This is a genomic window from Caldicellulosiruptor bescii DSM 6725, assembly GCF_000022325.1.
Taxonomy (GTDB): domain Bacteria; phylum Bacillota; class Thermoanaerobacteria; order Caldicellulosiruptorales; family Caldicellulosiruptoraceae; genus Caldicellulosiruptor; species Caldicellulosiruptor bescii.
The window spans coordinates 760,224-778,789 of record NC_012034.1 but is presented as its reverse complement, the minus strand read 5'-3'; the positions used below and the strand labels follow the sequence as shown (position 1 = coordinate 778,789).

Genomic DNA, 18,566 nt, shown 5'->3' with positions numbered 1-18,566 from the left:
CAAAGCTTTTGCAACTTTTGAAATAGATTATCCAAAAAGGGGCGCAAGATGGAAAGCAACATTCCTCTCAAGAAAAAAATCTAAATATCTGGATGGTACTGTTCTTAGTTGTGGGAATGGTAATCGGTTCAGGTGTATTTTTTAAAGCAACACCTGTTGCAAAGTACTCTGGAAGTTTTGCTTTTATTTTTTTTTGCATGGCTTTTAGGCGGAGTTATGTCACTGTGCGGTGCCCTTGTTGCTGCTGAGTTTTCAGCAAGATATCCTCACACAGGCGGGCTTTATGTCTATCTTGAAAAAATTTATGGCAATAAAATTTCTTTTTTGTTTGGTTGGATGAATACTCTAATTTATACACCCGCCATACTTTCTGCATTATCAGTTTTGTTTGCAGACCAAGTATCAAGTATGTTAAATGCAAATCAGATGATGCATGATATTTTAGCTTTGAGTATCTTGACAGCAATAGTTATAATCAATTTTTCAAACCCTACAGATTCAATCTTTTCCATCTTAGTTACTATTCTTGGTTTACCTGTGTATGTAATCTTTGTTAAAAAGAAAAACTAAAAAGGCTCTTTGGGGTTTCCCACAAAGAGCCTCCTCATGTTACTTTATATTTTTCATCATCTCATCAAGTTCTTTGAACTTCCTCCCAAATTCTTCCCAGTTACCTTCTTTCAAAGCTTTCTTAGCATCCTCAAATATACCTTTTAACTTTGAAAGCTGCTCAGAAAAGCTTTGAATTTCCTGAGCACCTTGCTGCTGCGGCGTTTGTAGCTCTTGAGTAGTTTGTGCAAGCTGCTGCCCAATCAGCTGCGTGAGAGCATCATTTAGGCTGCTTCCCATTACTACTTTGCCGTTGCAGGCAGCAATCACTCTTTTTACCTCTGGCAAAGCTGATGCGTTGTCAGATGCAATATATATGGGTTCGATATATAAAATCTTCTGGTTTATAGGCAGTGCCAACAAATTACCTCTTATTACCTTAGAACCTCCCTGATTCCAAAGAGACAAATCTTTTGAGATTTGTGGGTCCTGGTCAATCATATTTTCCACCTGCAGCGGACCATATACAGTTGAGCCTTTCGGAAACTTGTAAAGCACAAGCTTTCCATAATTTTCTTTGCTACTTTTTGCTGCAAGCCATGCAATCATTGTATTGTATTTTAGCGGTGTAAATGGTACCATCAAAATCATCTCTTCTTTTTGCGAATCTGGAAGTTTCATTACGCTATAATATGGGGGAATATAGTCAATTGAGCCATCAGGGGTTTTGTGCTTCCCGAAATCCCACAAATCTTCTTTGTTGTAGAACACATTAGGGTTTGTCATGTGATATCTTTTCAGCACACTTGCCTGAACCTTGAAGATATACTCTGGAAATCTTATGTGCTCAGCGATATCCTTGGGAATGTCTCCTTTTTCAAAAAGCTGAGGATATATGCTCTTGTATACATTCACAATCGGGTCGCTCTTGTCAACAATGTAGAACTTCAAGGTGCCATTGTACGCATCAATCAAAACCTTTACAGAGTTTCGGATATAATTAAAACCCTCCTCGGTAGGCTCTGAATATGGGAAATAACTTGTCTTTGTGTACGCATCCAAAACCCACACTAAACGGCCCTTCCCATCAATCAGGATATATGGGTCAGGGTCAAACTCCAAAAACGGTGCAACCTTTTTGGCTCTTTGAACAATGTTTCTGTTTATAAGAATTTTGCTGTTTGAATTTATCGCAGAGGAAACAAGAAGCCTAAAATCTTTGTATACATATGAAAATATCAGTCTGTTTAGCGGTGTAAGTTTTATTCCCCCCTGACCTGTGTACCTGTAGAGCTTGTTTGAATCTCCTTCTGGATAATCTATCTCATCAATTTTTGTGTTGACTATTACATACGGGTCTGTCTTTTCTCCATAGTAGATGCGCGGCTGTGTGACTTTTGGGGCACCATCCAAGCTTTTTATTGGAATATCCTTTATTATGAACTTTGGTTGACCCTCTGGGGTGACCTCTGTCATAAGACTCATAACAACGCCGTAACCATGGGTATACTGGAATTTCTGGTTTATATATGTCTTTGTAGGAATGCCCTCATAGTTTATCTCCCTTGCAGAGATAAACACCGATTTTATCCTGCCGTTTATGGTGTATTTTGCAATGTCTGCGTCATTAAAGATATAATATTGTTTAAACCGCTGAATCTGGTTTTGTATATCTAAGGTAGTTGGAAAATCTGTTATCCTTATATTTTCAACTGTTGCTTTATTTTGCTGCAAATCTTTTGCTGTTATATTATTTGATGTGTCTACAGGAAAATATTTCTCTTCGATGTTTTCTAAATTGTAAGCAAGACGTGTAAACTTTATATTCTTCTCTAAAAATGGCCTTTCATATACCTGTTCGTTTGGTGATACCACAAAGTACTGAAAACCTGCTGAAATTATGGTCCCTAAAACTGCCCATCCAACATAAGAAAGCATAACTTTTCCGATGTTTGTGTACTTTCCTTTTGCAAAAAAGTAAATACTAAGCACAATGACTGCAGCCAAAAATATATAAGAAAGCTTAAAATAGTTCATTCTAATATAATAGTCTGTATACCCAACACCAACAACCTCTCCAAAGAAAGAGTATAAAAGCCCTTCCATTTCATACTTCAATGTGAACATTTTAACAACTAATATGAGTATAAGATTGAAAAATATATGAGCCCTGACCTTTTTGTCAGATAGAATATTCCACGAACTTGTTCTGCTAACAAATGAAGCTGTGTAAAGAAGCAAATATAGCACCACTGTGTATATACATACAAATATCATCAAGAAAAAGAGGAAATTTACCACAGTCAGAAAAAAAGGTCTTTCAAATACATAGTAGCCTATGTCTTTCTTAAAGATTGGATCTTTGATATTAAAAGGTTTTGAATGTGTCAATGTCAAAAACTTTATATAGAGATTGTTTTCCAAATATTTACTTGTCACAAGTGCCAAGAAAATAGAAAGAATAATGTTGGGAATGTTCTTCTTCAAAAAACCAATTTTCCCTACAATTCTTTCGATATTTTTTTTCACAATTGCATTGTTTATAAAAAACACAAAGAACAATATAACAAAAGAAATTATCTGCACAGAAAGTTTTACATAGAAATTTTTCCAGAACACACTGACAAAATTCTTACCAATCTCTCTTATCTGGATTAGTTCCAAAAACAAATCAAATGCAATTGAAAACACAATTGCAGCCAAAATCAGCAGCGCCAAACCAAACCCTGCTCTTTTTAAAATCCTTTTCGTCTTTTCCCTTTTGTAATCATAAATTATTCTATCTGCCATCTTCGAACAAATCCCCTCACTTTTGTTTTTACTTATTTATCTGCAAATCCCCATAGCTCATCTTTAAACTCAATACTGTCGGCAATGATTTTTGAAATGTCAGCAATTATCTTTGCCAGCATCATCTCAGCAGAAAGGTACTCTTCTATATCAGGATTCAATGAGATTATTTGATAAAGCTGCTGCAAGGAGTACACGTCAGAGCTTGTAACTTCCTCTCCTTTGAGGCGCTTTTGTTCAAGTTCGAACTGTTTCTTTTTAAAATCAGAAATCATCTGTTTTAGCTTTTCATCCTTTTCAATCTTTTCTTTTGCAGCTTTAAACCTTTTAAATTCGTTTGACTCCTTCAAAGCAGTGGCAAGTTCATATGCAATGTCATACACATTCCTCATCTTTCGTTTTGCCACCTCTCATCATTTTTTATTGTGATGATGATTGAGAGTTTGTACTATCATTTGTTCTTATTAGCTCAGAAGCGCCAATGAGAGTTCCAAGATTTTTGAACGCATCTGTTGGGATATATACTTTATTTGCCGGATTTTTAGCAATCTCAATTGCAGCCTCAATCTGTCTCATCGCAAGCACAACCGCATCTGTTCCACTTTCTTTTATTGCCCTGTTGACATATGCAATAGCATTTGCCTGAGCCTTAGCTACCATCTCTATTGCCTGAGCCTGACCTTCTGCCTGCAAAATCTTCTGCTGCTTTTCACCCTCAGCTCTCTTTATAAGCGCCTGCTTATACCCTTCTGCCTTTGCAATTTCACTTTCTCTTACACCTTCTGCCTCTAAAATCATTGCTCTTTTGTCTCGTTCTGCTTTCATTTGCTTTTCCATTGCCTGGGTAATTTCTGCTGGCGGAATAATATCTTTAATCTCAACCCTTTTAACCTTAACACCATAATTATCTGTTATCTGGTCCAAAACAGATGTGAGCCTTGAGTTAATTACTTCCCTTGATGAAAATATCTCGTCAAGTGTCATGTTACCAACAACATCTCTCAAATTAGTGAGCACTGAATACATAATCGCTGCCTGATAGTTTTGAATGTTGTAAGTACACATTTTAGCGTCAAATACTTCAAAAAACACAACAGAGTCAATCTTTATTCTGACATTATCCTTTGTAATCACATCCTGTGGCGGAACATCAAGAATTCGTTCCTGCATATTTACCTTTGCTCTAACGTTATCAATAAACGGAATGATGAGATGAACACCAGGTTCCAAAACCCTGTGAAACTGACCGATTCTTTCAACAACATAGCAGTATTTTGTCCTGACCACCTTGATGCTTGAGAAGAAAAATATTAAAAATAATCCAATAACAAGTATTACCCAACCAATTGCTGACATTTACATTTCCCCCTTACACTTTATTTTCAATTTTTTCAACAAAGATTTTTAGCCCATCTACCTTTGTAACCCTGACCTTATCACCAATTTGAAGTTTTTCTTGACAATAAATATTATAAAATATCCCGTCTTTTTTTATCTTACCAAAGTATCCATCCTCAGATACTTCTTCAACAAAAAATTCATCGCCAACAGATACAAAACTTCTATTTTCTATTTTTGGCATGTTTTGAAGAAACCTTTTTATCTTGGGCTTAAAAATTAAGAAAATAATAATTGCCAAAACAATAAATATCCCCATTTCAAGTGCTATATTGTTTATAAATAAGTCAAGAATGAACACTACAAAAGCAGATATATAAATCGGAAACAAAACAAAACCTATAAACATATCAGCAGCAAGAGTTGCAAGAGCAATCCCAAGCCATATAAAGTCATAAACGCCTACATTCAACAAAACTCCCCCTTTCATCTTTTATCCTTTCAATGTTCTGTAAAAGCTGTACACCTTTGTAGATTTTAGGTTCACCTTTTCTTGTGTTTTAAAAAACTCTTTTACCTCAATTCCCTCGTGAGTAACCTCTGCTAAAATGAGACCTGCCTCTTCAAACATTTGGACAATAAAAAGCAATTTTACCACATTCAAAAATGGGTCTGATTCATATATACCCGAAAAATTGTAAGATATAAACTCACAGTCCCTCAATGTTTTATAAACATTAACACATTCTTCATTTATGTGAAGTGAAAATTCATCAAATTTGTTATCAAGGTCAATCAAAAGAGTGTTAGCATCTTGATAAAAGTTTTTGACATACTGATAAGAAGGCATATCAAGAGCAACAACCAAATCTGCCTCGTTCACAATAGCATTTAGCTTATCAAGCCTTGTTGCAAAGATATCGTCAAAATACACCTCTTTGAGGCTACTTTGATGCTGAATTATCCTACCTTGTTTATTTAAAAATTCAAAAAATTCACTCTCCACGTCTTCTCCTTTTAAAAATTTAAGAAAATTGAGAACAATGTGCGGCCAAAAAGCTACAAAAACACACCTTTTTTCTTCTATATCCTGCAAACTGCCTCTTTTTACTTCATATCTCTGAAAACTTAAGCAGTTATTTCTAACAGCCTTCAAATTATTATATAAGTCCTTTATAACTCCAAAACTAACATTTTCGCAAATATCAAGAATATTGAACTGATTTTTTCTCACACTGTTAAAAAGATTCTTTTCGAGTTTGCAAACAATATCTACTTTTTTCATTGAAATCAGCTCATCTTCATCTTCCAAGTTGGAAAAGCATACAACATCATATTTTGTTGAGTTGCCAGCAAAAAATTTGTAGTATTTGTTACCATCACCCATGAACCTAAAATTCTCTACAACAAGATTTTTTATCAAAAAAGTTGGTTCAGGGTTACCAACACCAAACGGTTCTAAAAGATAAACCTGGTCGATAAGTTCATCATCAATTTCATTTAAAGAGAGCACAAGATCAATTTCAATTGCCGGCTTGAATATCATAAAATGATAATCCTGTGCAATTGAGTTTAAAATCTCGTCAAGTTTGTCAACATTGTCAACAGGAAGTGAAAGACCTGCTGCATGTTCATGACCACCAAACTTGAGCAAAATTCCTGCACAGTTTCTGAGTGCTTCAAACAAGTTAAAACCTTTAATTGACCTTCCTGAACCTTTTAAAACACCCTCGTCAGCAAGTGTCAGCAAAAGAGAAGGTCTGTAATATTTTTCTGTGATTTTTGAAGAAGCTATCCCAACAACTCCAGCATGCCATGAACCATTGCTAAGAACAAATATCTTCTTTCTTAAAATACCTTTATTTTTATTAATTAAGCTCTGAGCTTCTTTAATTGTCTTTTCTTCTATTTCCTGACGTTTTCTATTCTCTTCGTCAAGCTTTTTTGCGATGCTCTCTGCCTTTATAATATCCTGCTCTAAAAGAAGTGATACAGCCAAATTCGCATCAGAAATTCGCCCAGCAGCGTTCAGCCTCGGACCAATTATGAACGACACATCATAGGGTTTCAGTTCCTCTTTTGACGAAAGTCCAGCTACTTCTATAAGTTTCTTGAGTCCGACATTTTTCGTATTTTTTAAAATCTTAAGCCCAAACTTTGCTAAAACCCTATTCTCTTCAACAAGAGGCATTACATCTGCAATTGTTCCAATCGCAACAACATCAAGGTACTCAGATAGTTTAAGATTTATCCCTGAGCTTTTGAGTGCATGTAAAAGCTTGAACGCAACACCTACACCCGCCAAATCCCTGAAAGGATAAATGCTATCTTTTCTTTTGGGATTTATCACAGCATCAGCCTCTGGCAAAACTTCTTTCGGTTCATGATGGTCTGTTATTATAACTGTTTTCCCTTTTTCTTTGAGATACTTCACCTCATTTTGTGCGCTAATCCCCGTGTCAACAGTAATAAGCAGGTCAAACTTGTCTTCCAGTTTCTTTAAAACATCAAGGTTGAGCCCATATCCATCTTTAAATCTATTGGGGATATAATATATTGTTGGCAAAAAATTTTTCAAAACTGAATAAAGCAAATATGTACTTGTAACTCCATCGCAGTCGTAATCACCATATATAAGCACTCTACTTTTGCGCAAAATAGCCTGGTTTATAATTTTAACTGCTTCTTTCATATCAGGCAAAAGGAATGGATTGTGAAGATTTTTAAGTGAAGGATTTAAAAACTTCTCTATTTCCTCCTTTTCCTGTATACCTCTATTGTTCAAAACCTTTATAATTTGAGGCTTTATTTTCCTACCATCAATTTCAATATCCATATCTTCAATGTTGCTGTTATCTTTCAAAATCCATCTCTTTTTCTGAAAAATCATACCTCAAAAAATCCCCCTCAGAGGCAGAAAATAACTTTTTATGAAACTCAATATATCCAAATCATTATTATGAGTGTTACAAAAAAAGATGTGGCAGCACCTGCCAGAAGCTGTTTTGTATCATGTCTTTTGAGTACAAGTCTTGACCACATGACAAGAGGAATGAGCAAAGCCAAATAGATCATCTTTATTCCCGCAATAAAGTTTATTGCAACAATCGGACCGGTAATTCCACATGCATGACCACTTGCTTTGAATCTCAAGACCTTGTTTACAAATGCCAAAATCAAGGCTGATATAAGATATGATAAATAAAGTCCTACCATGGCCCTTGTTGGTTTTTTCATAAACATTAAACTTATATTTCCAAGCAGATATCCAACTATTCCGAACACAAACGCAAGTTTTCTCTCAACTTCTCTTCCCACGGCCTTAAACTTTGGAAAACTTCTTGCAACAATGTAAGCACAAAGGGGAATTATAGTAAAAAAGAATATCGAATTTATATAGTAGTAGAAATTCCCATTAAAGTTTTTATAACTATTGTCAAACCACATGATAGTAAAAACAAGTAGTGCTACCATAGGAACTGTAAAAAGGCTGCTGATAAGATATGCAATCTTTTGTTTCATTATCTTTTCCCCCAAAAAGATTAATTTTTTCTTGAAATTATTATATACCATAAACGGTTTAAAAGCAAAAAAATAAAACCCCTTTGCTCTTTTAAAAGCAAAAGGGTTATGCATTATTTTGAGCTTTATCTTCTTTTTGTTCTTGGTCTTTTCGCTTTACTTGAATTGAGTGCACCTGTTAAAAATCCTACAAGCGGTCCAAATATAAGAATATATAATTGGTATTTTGAAACATTAAAGCCTTTTTTAAATATAATACTTAAGGCAAAAAGAGCAGCTGCAACAAAAGTCGAAACCAAAAACGCTGCAATCTTTTTATTACTTAGTGACAAAGTTGCTGCTTCATAGCCCGAAAATGCTATTCCTACAAACATAGAAAATAACGTAAGAAAAAATGCAACCCTGTCTGGCATAGAGAAATACATTACAAAAATGGATATAACAAATATCAAAAAGCAAGCCATGAACAAAGACTTTACTATAACCCATATATATTGATAAACTGAAACTGCTGTATTCTTTTTATCCATTAAATTTGCTCAAATCTACTTAAAATAATCTCTAATAAACATTATTAAAGTTTTTAAAAAGTTAGAACTATTCTTTCGAGAATTTTAAACGTTCTGAGCCTCTTTTAGTATTTCACCTACCTTGTCTGTTCTTTCCCACGGGAGGTCCAAATCTTCTCTTCCAAAGTGACCATAGGCAGCAACCTGCTTGTAGATAGGACGCCTTAAGTTCAAATCTCTAATTATTGCAGCAGGGCGCAAATCAAATACCCTCTTTACAATCTCAGCAATCTTTTCATCGCTAATTTTACCCGTGCCAAATGTGTCAACCCTAATTGAAAGTGGTCTTGCAACACCTATTGCATATGAAACCTGAACCTCACATTTTTTTGCAAGCCCTGATGCAACAATGTTCTTTGCAACATATCTTGCAGCATATGTTGCAGACCTGTCAACCTTTGTCGGGTCTTTACCAGAAAAAGCACCACCTCCATGGCGTGCATACCCACCGTAAGTGTCAACAATAATCTTTCTTCCTGTTAGACCTGAATCACCTTGTGGTCCGCCAATCACAAATCTTCCTGTAGGATTTATAAAAATTTTTGTGTTTTTATCAAGCATTCCTTCTGGAATTACAGGTTTTATAACATGCTCAATAACATCTGCCTCTATCTGAGCATGAGTAACCTCCGGACTGTGTTGTGTAGATACAACCACCGTGTCAACTCTAACTGGTTTGTCATCTTCATACTCAACTGTAACCTGAGTCTTGCCATCTGGACGAAGATAAGGCAATATACCCTCTTTCCTCACATAAGCAAGTCTTCTTGCAAGCTTGTGAGCAAGATAGATTGGCATTGGCATCAAAACAGGTGTTTCATCACATGCAAATCCGAACATCATACCCTGGTCGCCTGCACCAATTGCCTCTATCTCATCTTCTGTCATCTCACCAAGCTTTGCTTCTAAAGCTTTGTCAACACCCATTGCAATGTCAGGTGACTGTTCGTCAATTGAGGTTATAACAGCACATGTGTCAGCATCAAATCCATATTTTGCACGTGTATAGCCAATCTCTCTTATTGTATCCCTTGCTATCTTTGGTATGTCTACATAGCATTTTGTTGTAATCTCGCCCATCACAAGAACAAGGCCTGTTGTTACCGCAACCTCACACGCAACCCTTGCGTAGGGGTCTTTTTCCAATATTGCGTCAAGCACAGCATCTGAAATTTGGTCACAGATTTTGTCAGGATGACCTTCTGTTACTGACTCTGATGTAAATAGCTTTCTCATCTGAAATTTTTACCTCCTTTTAAGTAAAATAAAAACTTCTCTTGAAAATCTTTAAAAATTTAAAGCCCCTTCTGAAAAGAAGAGGCAAAACTTTCTTTTGCAAAAGTTTTATCCTCATCTCTCAGAAAGCTAAGATATTTTGCTTTCTGACGGAGTTGGCACCATTGCAAAGCTAAAAGCTTTGCCGGTTGCCGGGTTTCATCGGGCCTTTTTCCCTCCACCTCTCTTGATAAGGATAAGCTTCTCATATATTTACAATATTCAATTTTTAAATTTGCCTCATTAATATTAACAAAACAAAAGGGCATTGTCAACCGGAAATGTTATTACATTCAGTACTCTTTTAACCTATTTTCAACTTTAGCAATTTTAGAATAATCTCTATCATTGTGGAGCAAGTAAAGATTATTTTCAATAGCTATCTGGGCTATTATCACATCGACAGTACTCCTAAGATTTACGCCTCTTTTCTTGCACTAAAAGTAGAGCAGCGCTGCTTCTTCATACGATTTTTTTCCTTTTGTCAATTCGTAAAATGGTTGAGTACTCAAATATTCTTTTAATAGCTCAAACTCTTTTTCATTTTTAGCACCTTGTAAAATCTCCTGGTAAATTAAATGAGTAATTCCAAATGGTATTTTATTTGTTAATACCCCTTCAAACTTTTCTACTTTTTCGTTTGTATTCCCTTTAAAAAAGTCTATCAACACAGAAGTGTCAACTAAAATCATTGCCCTGCCCTCATCCTTTTATAATCATAATCTTCTGCAAACATTATTTTGCCCTTCAACTCCAACAAATTCTTTCGTGTGTGATTTTCTAAGTACTCCCTCAACGCAATCTCAACTGCTTCTTTTTTTGTCTTTACTCCAGCAATCTCCATCACTTTCTTTAATAAATTTTCATCTATAAAAATATTGGTCCTCATTTTATACACCTGGTCAACCAAACTGTGCACACTAACACAAGTTTGATGGCTGGGGTATTTGTAGTCCGCCTTTCAGGCTTTCCCAACCCCAGCAGGCGGTATTTAGGAAAGCCATAGCCCCTGCCCCAAGAAACAGGAACTTGCGCCCTTACAGGTCTTCCCCACTTGCCCTGAAATCAATAACGATTTCAAGACAGACATATCACGCAACACCCTGTCAGGGGAGAGTGGCGTTACCACCGCTACCCTGAGAACTCGCCAGAGATTGTTGTCTTTACCATAGGTACCAGAACTTGTTCCGTCCAGAGGTCCTGATACCCTCCCTGGCTCACTCCCAGGGCTTTGTATCATCCGCATTACATATTCAATTTCCCTTATCTGCTTCTTCCTCAAAATTACATTCTTCACCGTTTTGCTTACATACTCTTTTAGTTCTTCCAAACTACTGACATCAAGTCTGCTCAAAAACTCCATATAGTTTGATGGTATCCTCTCATTTAATCCAAGTCCCCTTCTTGCTACTACATATGCTGCAGCTACATCTTTTGTCACCATAAACTGCAGCGCGTACTTCAAAATCCCTATTACAGAAGTATACGCCGGGTCTACTTCTATAACCTCTATCCCTTCTCGCTTTGCTAAAAGTTTTACTTTCTCTAAAAGTGACCCATACCCAAAATAGTGTCTTATCCGTCTTGATTTTCTACCTGAAAAATCTCCTCTTTTTCCCTGTCTTTTATGTACAGTCTTTCAATCACAATAGCTTTTCTCTTCTCTTTTGCTATTTTTACAATCTCATGAGCATACTGCCACCTGTAATACTCTCTTTTATCAAAACTGCCACTTTCAAGCTTCTCAAGTGGTATTCTGCCATATCCCAGAAACTGCCCGTGCTCATCTGTTTCTGCCCATGCAACATTCTTTGGATATGCATTCGTGTCTATCCCCATAACTCCATTCGCTTTTGTTATCTTAGCCTTTGGAAATTCCTCTTCAACAGTGAAATAGGCATATACTACACCACTTTTAAGTTTCAGCTGGACAGAATAGGGCTGTCCAGAAATACTTATCGCTTCAAGAAGTTGATTCCTATCAATGTTCGTTCCATCTTTTATCTTCCATCCGGGCTGTATTTTCGCATATACATGCTCCCTTTCTCCTACGTTGATTCTAAGTTTCATACAATCTTCATCTATCTCAATCCTTGTATTGAGATTACCTTTCTTGCTCTTGTCTCCTCTTGAATACAGATTCCCCTTCCTTCTCTCCTGCCATTCAATCTTGAGTCTTTCGTAAGGCTTGCCGTTTATATGCCGCCTCTTTAGCTTCTCGAAAAGCTGCCTGCCACCAAAAATAACCTTCTTGGGATTTTCTCCTCTTTCTTTGCATGAGGTCAAAATGCTTTTTGCTTTCATTATTGCATCATCCACGTATCGGGAATTAAGATTGAAAATTCCCTGCAGCTCTCTTTTTAGTTCATTCCTTTTGTGCCCTTCAAGTAACCTCTTGTATGCATACCTCATGCATGATGACCATCTTCTCATAAGGTCCAAGACTTTTTGCTTATCTTCCCCGCTTTCAAAAATTAGCTTGGCTTGAACTGTTACCATGCTTTTTTGCACCTCTTTGTCCGTAAATCCTTGCTGCAAAAGATGTATACTGCTGCTATTAAATCCTCTGCCAGTTCTTTGTTTATGTCTTCTTCGTTTTCTTGACCATTTAGCACTATAAGCTCTACTCCATAGCTTTCCATAAAAAATTTGAGATATTCAAACCCAAACCTTGCAAGTCTGTCAGGATACTCCACTACAACTTTTTCAACTTCTCCTCTCTTAATCTTGTTCAAAAGTTTCAGCAGTCCCCTTCTGTTCTCGTTTACCCCACTCGCTATCACAAATATAGTCTCATACTGCCACCCCTGAGAATTGGCATATTCTTCAAGTCTTCTAATCTGATTTTTAAGGTACTCTTCTTGCTTTTTTGTTGATACCCTTGTATACAAAACAACGGTTGGCTTTGGTTTTTCCTTTATCATACCCAGTAGTTTTTCTATGTCTTCTTTTTTATACCTTCTTCTACCCTTTGGGTTCTAACAGGAGTAATTAACCCCTCTTTCTCCCAGTTTATAAGCGTCCTTCGACTGATTGAGTATATTTCTTTTACTTTTTGCATACTTAATAACATCTATCATCACCTAATTAAAATTATACCCTTTTTCATAACTATTTTCAACTGTTGCTGCCTCCCTATGTATATCTTAATACACATAGGAATAATTGTCAATCTCTTACTCTCCTATAATCTTCACAAGCACTCTCTTTTTTCTTTTGCCATCAAATTCACCATAAAACACCTGTTCCCATGGACCTAAGTCAAGCTTGCCATTTGTTATAGCAATCACAACTTCTCTTCCCATTATGGTTCTTTTAAGATGCGCATCTGCATTATCTTCACCGACGTTGTGATGGTACTGAGAATAGGGTTTTTCAGGTGCCAGTTTTTCAAGCCAGATTTCAAAATCTTTGTGAAGACCTGGTTCATCGTCATTAATAAATACACTTGCAGTTATGTGCATAGCATTGCAAAGTAAAAGTCCTTCTTTTATACCACTTTCATCAACACACTTTTGAAGAGTGTCTGTAATGTTTACAAATGCTCTTCTTGTTGGTATTTCAAACCACAGCTCTTTTCTGTAAGTTTTCATTTTATATTTTTCACCTCTTTTGTGAAAATTGGTTATCCTATTGACAGGTTTCAAAGATATTTTACATAATTTTTTTGTAATTATTCAATACCAAATGTGGTATATTTCAATGTATAGACAATTTATTTGTGGGGGGATTAAAACAATGAAAAAGGTCTTTGCAAAAAAGGACATATTTACACGCTACAGCGGAAATCCAATAATCACAGTATTTGATATTCCATATTCAGCAAATGCTGTGTTTAACGCTGGTGCAATAAAATATAAAAATGAGTACTTACTACTTTTGAGAGTTGAGGATAGACAAGGAAAATCGCATTTGACTGTTGCTCGAAGTAGTGATGGAAAGACTAATTGGAAGATTGAAAAGTCACCTCTGATTTATCCCCAACCCACAGTGTTCATATACGAAGAGTTTGGCTGCGAAGACCCGCGAATAACCTATATTCCTGAAGATGATTACTACTATATAACCTATACTGCATACTCTCGTTATGGTCCAGCAGTTGCACTTGCAAGAACAAAGAACTTTAAAAAAGTTGAAAAAATGGGATTAATTTATCCTCCCAACAACAAAGATGCAGTTTTGTTCCCTGAAAAAATTAACGGTAGGTACGCCATGCTTCACAGACCTGTTGCAGGGGACATCGAACACATTTGGATTGCATATTCGTCAGATCTTATCCACTGGGGAAACCATGAGGTTGTGCTTGTTGAAAAAGGAGGCCCGTGGTGGGACGGCTTTAAAGTCGGCGCAGGAGCTGTGCCAATAAAAACTCAAGAGGGCTGGCTAATAATCTATCACGGCGTGAAGATGATGCCATCAGGACCAATTTACAGGCTTGGTGCTGCGCTTTTGGACTTAGAAAATCCGGCAAAGGTCAAGAAAAGATGTCCAGAGTGGCTATTATCACCTCAGGAAGTATATGAACGAATTGGAGATGTCAACAATGTGGTATTCACCTGTGGAGCAATTGTTGAAGACAACCAAATCTATCTTTACTATGGAGCTGCAGACTCTTGCATTGCTCTTGCTTTTGCTGAGATTGACCAGATTTTGTCCATCTTGATTGAGGGGGATTTGGCAACAAAATAGCCAAAAAGGGGCTCTCACTTAAAATTTTTGTGAGAGCCCCTCAGTGTATTAAAAAATAATTTTCCATCAAGTGCCGATTAATTTTGAGAAATCCAATTCAATACCTTATCTTTTAGCTGATAGTATTCAGTTAATTCATTTTTGTTATATACAAAAACCTCATAATTTTTCACTTGCCCGTATTTTATTAATATATTACCTTCAAGATTAATCACCTTTGTAGTATTTGATTTATTAATTTCAAATTTATCAACAGCAGAATTATGAGCAAAGACATAAATCTCTTTGCCTCTATAATATGGATTATATCTAACAAAATTTGTATACTTCCATTTCTTCAAAAAAAGAATATAATTGTGACCTGGCTTCATAAGATTATAGCCACAGTATGCAAAATAATTGTTGTACTTACCTAAATTAAAATAACTTGGCTCAAATATATAAATTTTTGAATTCGTTATTTCCCCTTTGTAAGCCTTGATAACATTGAAAGCTGTCAGTACTGAACCTTTTAAATAAATTCTATCGCTCAGCGCAGTACCCTTTACAATTACCTCAGAATCTCTAATAATCTTTTCCAACGAAAAATTTTCATTATTGCACCCCTTAAAACTACCACCATTTAAAAAAACGCATTGGTCTACTATATTTTCACTTACACTTTGTGTTTCAGTATTAATAAATGATTTTTTTACAATAAAACTTACAACTATATCTAAAGCTAAAATAACAAATATCACCACAAACCACTTTCTATTCATCTTTGCTTTCTTCCTCCGAATAGTAAACTTTCCCTGAATCTACCCTGAATTTATAATCACATAGCAAATTTATGTCTTCCTTTATATGACTTGCTAATAAAATTGTTGCTCCTCTTCTTTTTTCTTCTAACAAAATCTGTCTTACAAGTTTAACACCATCTTCATCAAGAGAATTTGTTGGCTCGTCAAGAACAATCAATTTAGGTTTTTCCATTATAGCTTGTGCAATTTTCAATCTTTGTTTCATACCAAGCGAATATTTTTTATACGGTCTTCTATCTTCTGGATCAAGCCCAACCCTTTTTATAGCACTTTTGATCTCATCATCAGTAATTAAATTTTTTATAGAAGCCAATAATTTGAGATTTTGAAAGCCTGTTAAATTTTCCCACAAATCAACATTTTCTATAATAACCCCTAAACTCTCAGGAAAAGAAATATCTCTTCCTATTTTCTTTTCAAAAACAATAACTTCTCCAAACGTTGGTTTTATCAAACCACATATAGCTCTAAATAACATAGTCTTGCCTGAACCATTTCTACCATAAAATCCATAAATATTTCCCTCTTCAAGTTTAAGATTAACATTATCCAAAATAACTTTTCCTTTGATTATCTTTGTTAAATTTCTGACTTCTATTGCTTTCATATTTAAAATCACCTCTTTCCTGTCAATCTCTCTCAAATATTTCGATATTTTTAACTACTTTTATTCCTATTATCACTACAATCGAAAAATAAATAGCAAGTATAAACATTGACCACCATATGCTAAAACCATTTATGCTATCTATTCCATAGATTCCAGTTATATCTACAATAAATCTATCACTATGCCAACTCAAAACAGCTTGTAAAACAGGACTAAATTTTATTAAAAGATAATTGAAATCATTTAAAGATATAAAAAAGGGAACAAAGAATATTAGCCAAACTGTTATAGTAAACAAAAAGGATATTCTTGAACTCATATATAATGATAATATATTTGCAACTATAGTAAACAATATTATAGAAATAAAATTTAGCAGAATTATTATTGTACAACACAATATACCTTTAAAAAAAGATTCTACCCTAAATTTATTTGCCAAGGCAAATAGTGTTGTGGTTATTACAAATGTAATTAGAAAAGATAAAATGTATAAAGATATAAAATAAAGCTTATTAAAATACCATGAGAGCCTACTATCTTTTCTTGTAAAAATGTAAACTGCACATCTTTTAAAATCATGAGAAAAAACATTTCCTAAGGTAGCTATAAGATATAATCTGGGCAAAGCATATACTAAAGGATATATAAATGAAGTTACTTTACCTGGAAAAGGTAAATAATTCAAACTCAAAATCAAAAAAATTTCAACAGAAGTATTACTATAAAATTTCAAAGACATCAGCCAATATAAATCAATTAACAAAGAGAGAACTGCTGAACTGACAATACTATTTATCAGTTTTCTGATTTCTTATCACCTCTGTAAATATCTATTTTTTTCAATGTATTTGTCATAACAATGTTCAAGAAGGTAAAAAGCAGCAAAAAATAACTAAGGTATATTCCAAATAAAAAAAGATGCTTTTTTAGCGATAAACTATAGCTCATCAGAAAATTTATTAACATACCTAAGGTAATACCAGAAAAATTCACTGTTTTAAATATATATATAAAGACAAAATCTATGAAAGGCACTAATATGCCAACTATATACGCCGTAATAGCTCTTTTAATAATAGCCAATACAATAAGATATGCTGTTCCATATACAACTAACAAAAGAAGCACAATAAATAGAAACTCTAAAATGAATATAAACTCCTTGTAGCTTAAAGCTTTTAAATACTTTGAACTCAACATAACAGTTACTATCAAAGGTATAGTGTATATAGATAATAAATAGATTAAGGTATCTTTTAGTAAAATTTTTATTTTTTCCTTCCACCAATCCTCAACATGAGTATATTTCAGAATAATCAGGCAATTATCCATATGTATTTGCGAACTGACCAAAAGAAGATATATGGGTACATAAAAAAACGTAATTGCGTTTGCTTTAAATATTTGACTTATAATTAAATTAACAGTCCATGTTTTATTTGCATCCAAAAATTTTAACAATAAAATTGAAAGTACTAATTCTACAAATAAAGTTGCAAAATAAGCCATAAACTTTCTTGTTAAGTTTATATAAAAAATTTGCCTTAATTTCATTATACTTCATCCTTACTACATCTAAGGTTTATAGTAATAGCACTTATAAACAATAGCCCCATTATAAAGATTAGTAAATACTGGTATTTCGTAATTTCAGAAGAAAATGGAAGAATAATTAAATAATCAGCTATTGAAAATGTGGTTGACGAACTAATTAATTTTCCAATAAAATTTTCCAGCAGATAGAATAAAAAAGCTAAAATAACCACCAAATATCTGTTCATTTTTCTAAAGAAGGATATAGAATATGAAACCAAAGCAATGATACCAGCACAAACGCCATTTAAAAGCATGTAAAATAAATTATGTAAATAAGGATTTATCGAATGCAATTTTGGAAGTTGTACTGTACTTAAAAATTGGTAAGCGTTATATGTCGGATGATTAAATACATTTTCTGACGGAGAATAAACTGGCAATAGACAAAAGCATAATAATTGATCAAAAAGCAAAGGTGCAAAAACTACAATAAAACCAGAGAAAAAGACAACTATTCCCTTACAAAAAAGATACACTCTTTTATCACAACGCGTAATAATAAAATTTATAACTCCTGCCCTTTTATCCTCTAAATATGAATCTGAATACGGTATAGTTGCAAATAACGGAATTAAGAAATAAGCAAATAGTTGCCCCCACTGTCCACGAACTTTATTGTACAACAACCACATCTGATATGCAGATGGTAGTTCAAAAAGAGGTGAATTGATTAACATTACTGAATGATAAATAAAATCGACACTTATGTAAAAAAAAGCAATTACAATTACAATAAAAAATTCCTTTCTACTAAATAACCTCTTCAATTCATATCTTAACACATTAATCAAATTACAATCACTCCCAAACATTTGATAATGT

General features: G+C 34.5%; 17 protein-coding genes, 3 pseudogenes and 1 riboswitch. Of the genes and pseudogenes, 2 read left to right on the top strand and 18 right to left on the bottom strand.

The window, feature by feature from the left end:
* Positions 1–177 precede the first annotated feature (177 nt).
* Entirely contained in the window at positions 178–570 is a 393-nt protein-coding gene (locus tag ATHE_RS03455) for an amino acid permease (protein WP_041727083.1), read from the top strand.
* Positions 571–609: 39 nt separating this feature from the next.
* Here the strand turns inward: ATHE_RS03455 and ATHE_RS03450 are convergent, their stop codons facing one another.
* From ATHE_RS03450 to ATHE_RS03385, 13 genes and pseudogenes are all read right to left on the bottom strand, one after another.
* On the bottom strand, positions 610–3,339 hold the full coding sequence (locus tag ATHE_RS03450; protein WP_015907251.1) for a UPF0182 family membrane protein: 2,730 nt from the start codon (positions 3,337–3,339) through the stop codon (positions 610–612).
* A 32-nt stretch (positions 3,340–3,371) separates the two neighbouring features.
* Positions 3,372–3,731: a YlbF family regulator gene (locus tag ATHE_RS03445; RefSeq protein ID WP_015907250.1), complete on the bottom strand. Its 360-nt coding sequence runs from the start codon at positions 3,729–3,731 to the stop codon at positions 3,372–3,374.
* Positions 3,732–3,759: 28 nt separating this feature from the next.
* Complete coding sequence (locus ATHE_RS03440; RefSeq protein ID WP_015907249.1) at positions 3,760–4,695, bottom strand: SPFH domain-containing protein; 936 nt, start codon at positions 4,693–4,695, stop codon at positions 3,760–3,762.
* A gap of 13 nt (positions 4,696–4,708) precedes the next feature.
* The gene (locus ATHE_RS03435) at positions 4,709–5,149 is read right to left on the bottom strand and encodes an NfeD family protein (protein WP_041727080.1); all 441 of its coding nucleotides are present in this window, start codon (positions 5,147–5,149) and stop codon (positions 4,709–4,711) included.
* A gap of 21 nt (positions 5,150–5,170) precedes the next feature.
* On the bottom strand, positions 5,171–7,567 hold the full coding sequence (gene recJ / locus ATHE_RS03430; protein ID WP_015907247.1) for a single-stranded-DNA-specific exonuclease RecJ: 2,397 nt from the start codon (positions 7,565–7,567) through the stop codon (positions 5,171–5,173).
* 47 nt (positions 7,568–7,614) lie between these two features.
* Complete coding sequence (locus ATHE_RS03425; RefSeq protein ID WP_041727336.1) at positions 7,615–8,199, bottom strand: hypothetical protein; 585 nt, start codon at positions 8,197–8,199, stop codon at positions 7,615–7,617.
* Between the two features lie 125 nt (positions 8,200–8,324).
* The gene (locus ATHE_RS03420) at positions 8,325–8,729 is read right to left on the bottom strand and encodes a hypothetical protein (RefSeq protein WP_015907245.1); all 405 of its coding nucleotides are present in this window, start codon (positions 8,727–8,729) and stop codon (positions 8,325–8,327) included.
* A gap of 84 nt (positions 8,730–8,813) precedes the next feature.
* Entirely contained in the window at positions 8,814–10,004 is a 1,191-nt protein-coding gene (gene metK / locus ATHE_RS03415) for a methionine adenosyltransferase (RefSeq protein WP_013430869.1), read from the bottom strand.
* Between the two features lie 111 nt (positions 10,005–10,115).
* Positions 10,116–10,240: riboswitch (SAM riboswitch) on the bottom strand.
* A gap of 96 nt (positions 10,241–10,336) precedes the next feature.
* A pseudogene (gene vapC, locus ATHE_RS15355) lies at positions 10,337–10,735 on the bottom strand (type II toxin-antitoxin system VapC family toxin).
* Positions 10,732–10,932, bottom strand: coding sequence for a type II toxin-antitoxin system VapB family antitoxin (locus ATHE_RS03400; RefSeq protein ID WP_013403845.1), 201 nt, complete (start codon positions 10,930–10,932; stop codon positions 10,732–10,734). Before ATHE_RS03400 ends, vapC begins: the two are co-directional and overlap by 4 nt.
* Positions 10,933–11,034: 102 nt before the next feature.
* Positions 11,035–12,542: pseudogene (locus tag ATHE_RS03395) on the bottom strand (IS200/IS605 family accessory protein TnpB-related protein).
* Positions 12,511–13,116 (bottom strand): annotated as a pseudogene (locus tag ATHE_RS03390) (IS607 family transposase). Before ATHE_RS03390 ends, ATHE_RS03395 begins: the two co-directional pseudogenes overlap by 32 nt.
* Positions 13,117–13,219: 103 nt before the next feature.
* Positions 13,220–13,636: a secondary thiamine-phosphate synthase enzyme YjbQ gene (locus tag ATHE_RS03385; protein ID WP_013430871.1), complete on the bottom strand. Its 417-nt coding sequence runs from the start codon at positions 13,634–13,636 to the stop codon at positions 13,220–13,222.
* 145 nt (positions 13,637–13,781) lie between these two features.
* Between ATHE_RS03385 and ATHE_RS03380 the strand changes: the two genes are divergently transcribed.
* Positions 13,782–14,732 (top strand): glycoside hydrolase family 130 protein, encoded by a 951-nt coding sequence (locus ATHE_RS03380; protein WP_013430872.1) that lies wholly within the window; start codon positions 13,782–13,784, stop codon positions 14,730–14,732.
* A 77-nt stretch (positions 14,733–14,809) separates the two neighbouring features.
* Here ATHE_RS03380 and ATHE_RS03375 read toward each other — a convergent pair whose 3' ends face one another.
* The 5 genes from ATHE_RS03375 to ATHE_RS03355 all read right to left on the bottom strand — a co-directional run bounded on the left by ATHE_RS03375 (position 14,810) and on the right by ATHE_RS03355 (position 18,526).
* Entirely contained in the window at positions 14,810–15,493 is a 684-nt protein-coding gene (locus ATHE_RS03375) for a hypothetical protein (RefSeq protein ID WP_015907243.1), read from the bottom strand.
* Complete coding sequence (locus ATHE_RS03370; protein WP_015907242.1) at positions 15,486–16,142, bottom strand: ABC transporter ATP-binding protein; 657 nt, start codon at positions 16,140–16,142, stop codon at positions 15,486–15,488. The genes ATHE_RS03375 and ATHE_RS03370 overlap by 8 nt, the downstream gene beginning before the upstream one ends.
* A 22-nt stretch (positions 16,143–16,164) precedes the next feature.
* Entirely contained in the window at positions 16,165–16,443 is a 279-nt protein-coding gene (locus ATHE_RS14935; RefSeq protein ID WP_143287496.1) for a hypothetical protein, read from the bottom strand.
* 500 nt (positions 16,444–16,943) lie between these two features.
* A complete protein-coding gene (locus ATHE_RS03360; RefSeq protein WP_015907240.1) occupies positions 16,944–17,702 on the bottom strand; it encodes a hypothetical protein in 759 nt (252 codons plus the stop codon).
* Positions 17,702–18,526, bottom strand: a complete 825-nt coding sequence (locus tag ATHE_RS03355; protein ID WP_231503409.1) for a hypothetical protein — start codon at positions 18,524–18,526, stop codon at positions 17,702–17,704. Before ATHE_RS03355 ends, ATHE_RS03360 begins: the two co-directional genes overlap by 1 nt.
* Positions 18,527–18,566 lie beyond the last annotated feature (40 nt).

Bases quoted from the DNA above. Each gene is read 5' to 3' on its own strand.
- ATHE_RS03450 (WP_015907251.1), bottom strand. From the start codon at position 3,339: ATGGCAGATAGAATAATTTATGATTACAAAAGGGAAAAGACGAAAAGG.
- ATHE_RS03445 (WP_015907250.1), bottom strand. From the start codon at position 3,731: ATGAGGAATGTGTATGACATTGCATATGAACTTGCCACTGCTTTGAAG.
- ATHE_RS03440 (WP_015907249.1), bottom strand. From the start codon at position 4,695: ATGTCAGCAATTGGTTGGGTAATACTTGTTATTGGATTATTTTTAATA.
- recJ (WP_015907247.1), bottom strand. From the start codon at position 7,567: ATGATTTTTCAGAAAAAGAGATGGATTTTGAAAGATAACAGCAACATT.
- ATHE_RS03425 (WP_041727336.1), bottom strand. From the start codon at position 8,199: ATGAAACAAAAGATTGCATATCTTATCAGCAGCCTTTTTACAGTTCCT.
- ATHE_RS03420 (WP_015907245.1), bottom strand. From the start codon at position 8,729: ATGGATAAAAAGAATACAGCAGTTTCAGTTTATCAATATATATGGGTT.
- metK (WP_013430869.1), bottom strand. From the start codon at position 10,004: ATGAGAAAGCTATTTACATCAGAGTCAGTAACAGAAGGTCATCCTGAC.
- ATHE_RS03400 (WP_013403845.1), bottom strand. From the start codon at position 10,932: ATGAGGACCAATATTTTTATAGATGAAAATTTATTAAAGAAAGTGATG.
- ATHE_RS03385 (WP_013430871.1), bottom strand. From the start codon at position 13,636: ATGAAAACTTACAGAAAAGAGCTGTGGTTTGAAATACCAACAAGAAGA.
- ATHE_RS03380 (WP_013430872.1), top strand. From the start codon at position 13,782: ATGAAAAAGGTCTTTGCAAAAAAGGACATATTTACACGCTACAGCGGA.
- ATHE_RS03375 (WP_015907243.1), bottom strand. From the start codon at position 15,493: ATGAATAGAAAGTGGTTTGTGGTGATATTTGTTATTTTAGCTTTAGAT.
- ATHE_RS03370 (WP_015907242.1), bottom strand. From the start codon at position 16,142: ATGAAAGCAATAGAAGTCAGAAATTTAACAAAGATAATCAAAGGAAAA.
- ATHE_RS03360 (WP_015907240.1), bottom strand. From the start codon at position 17,702: ATGAAATTAAGGCAAATTTTTTATATAAACTTAACAAGAAAGTTTATG.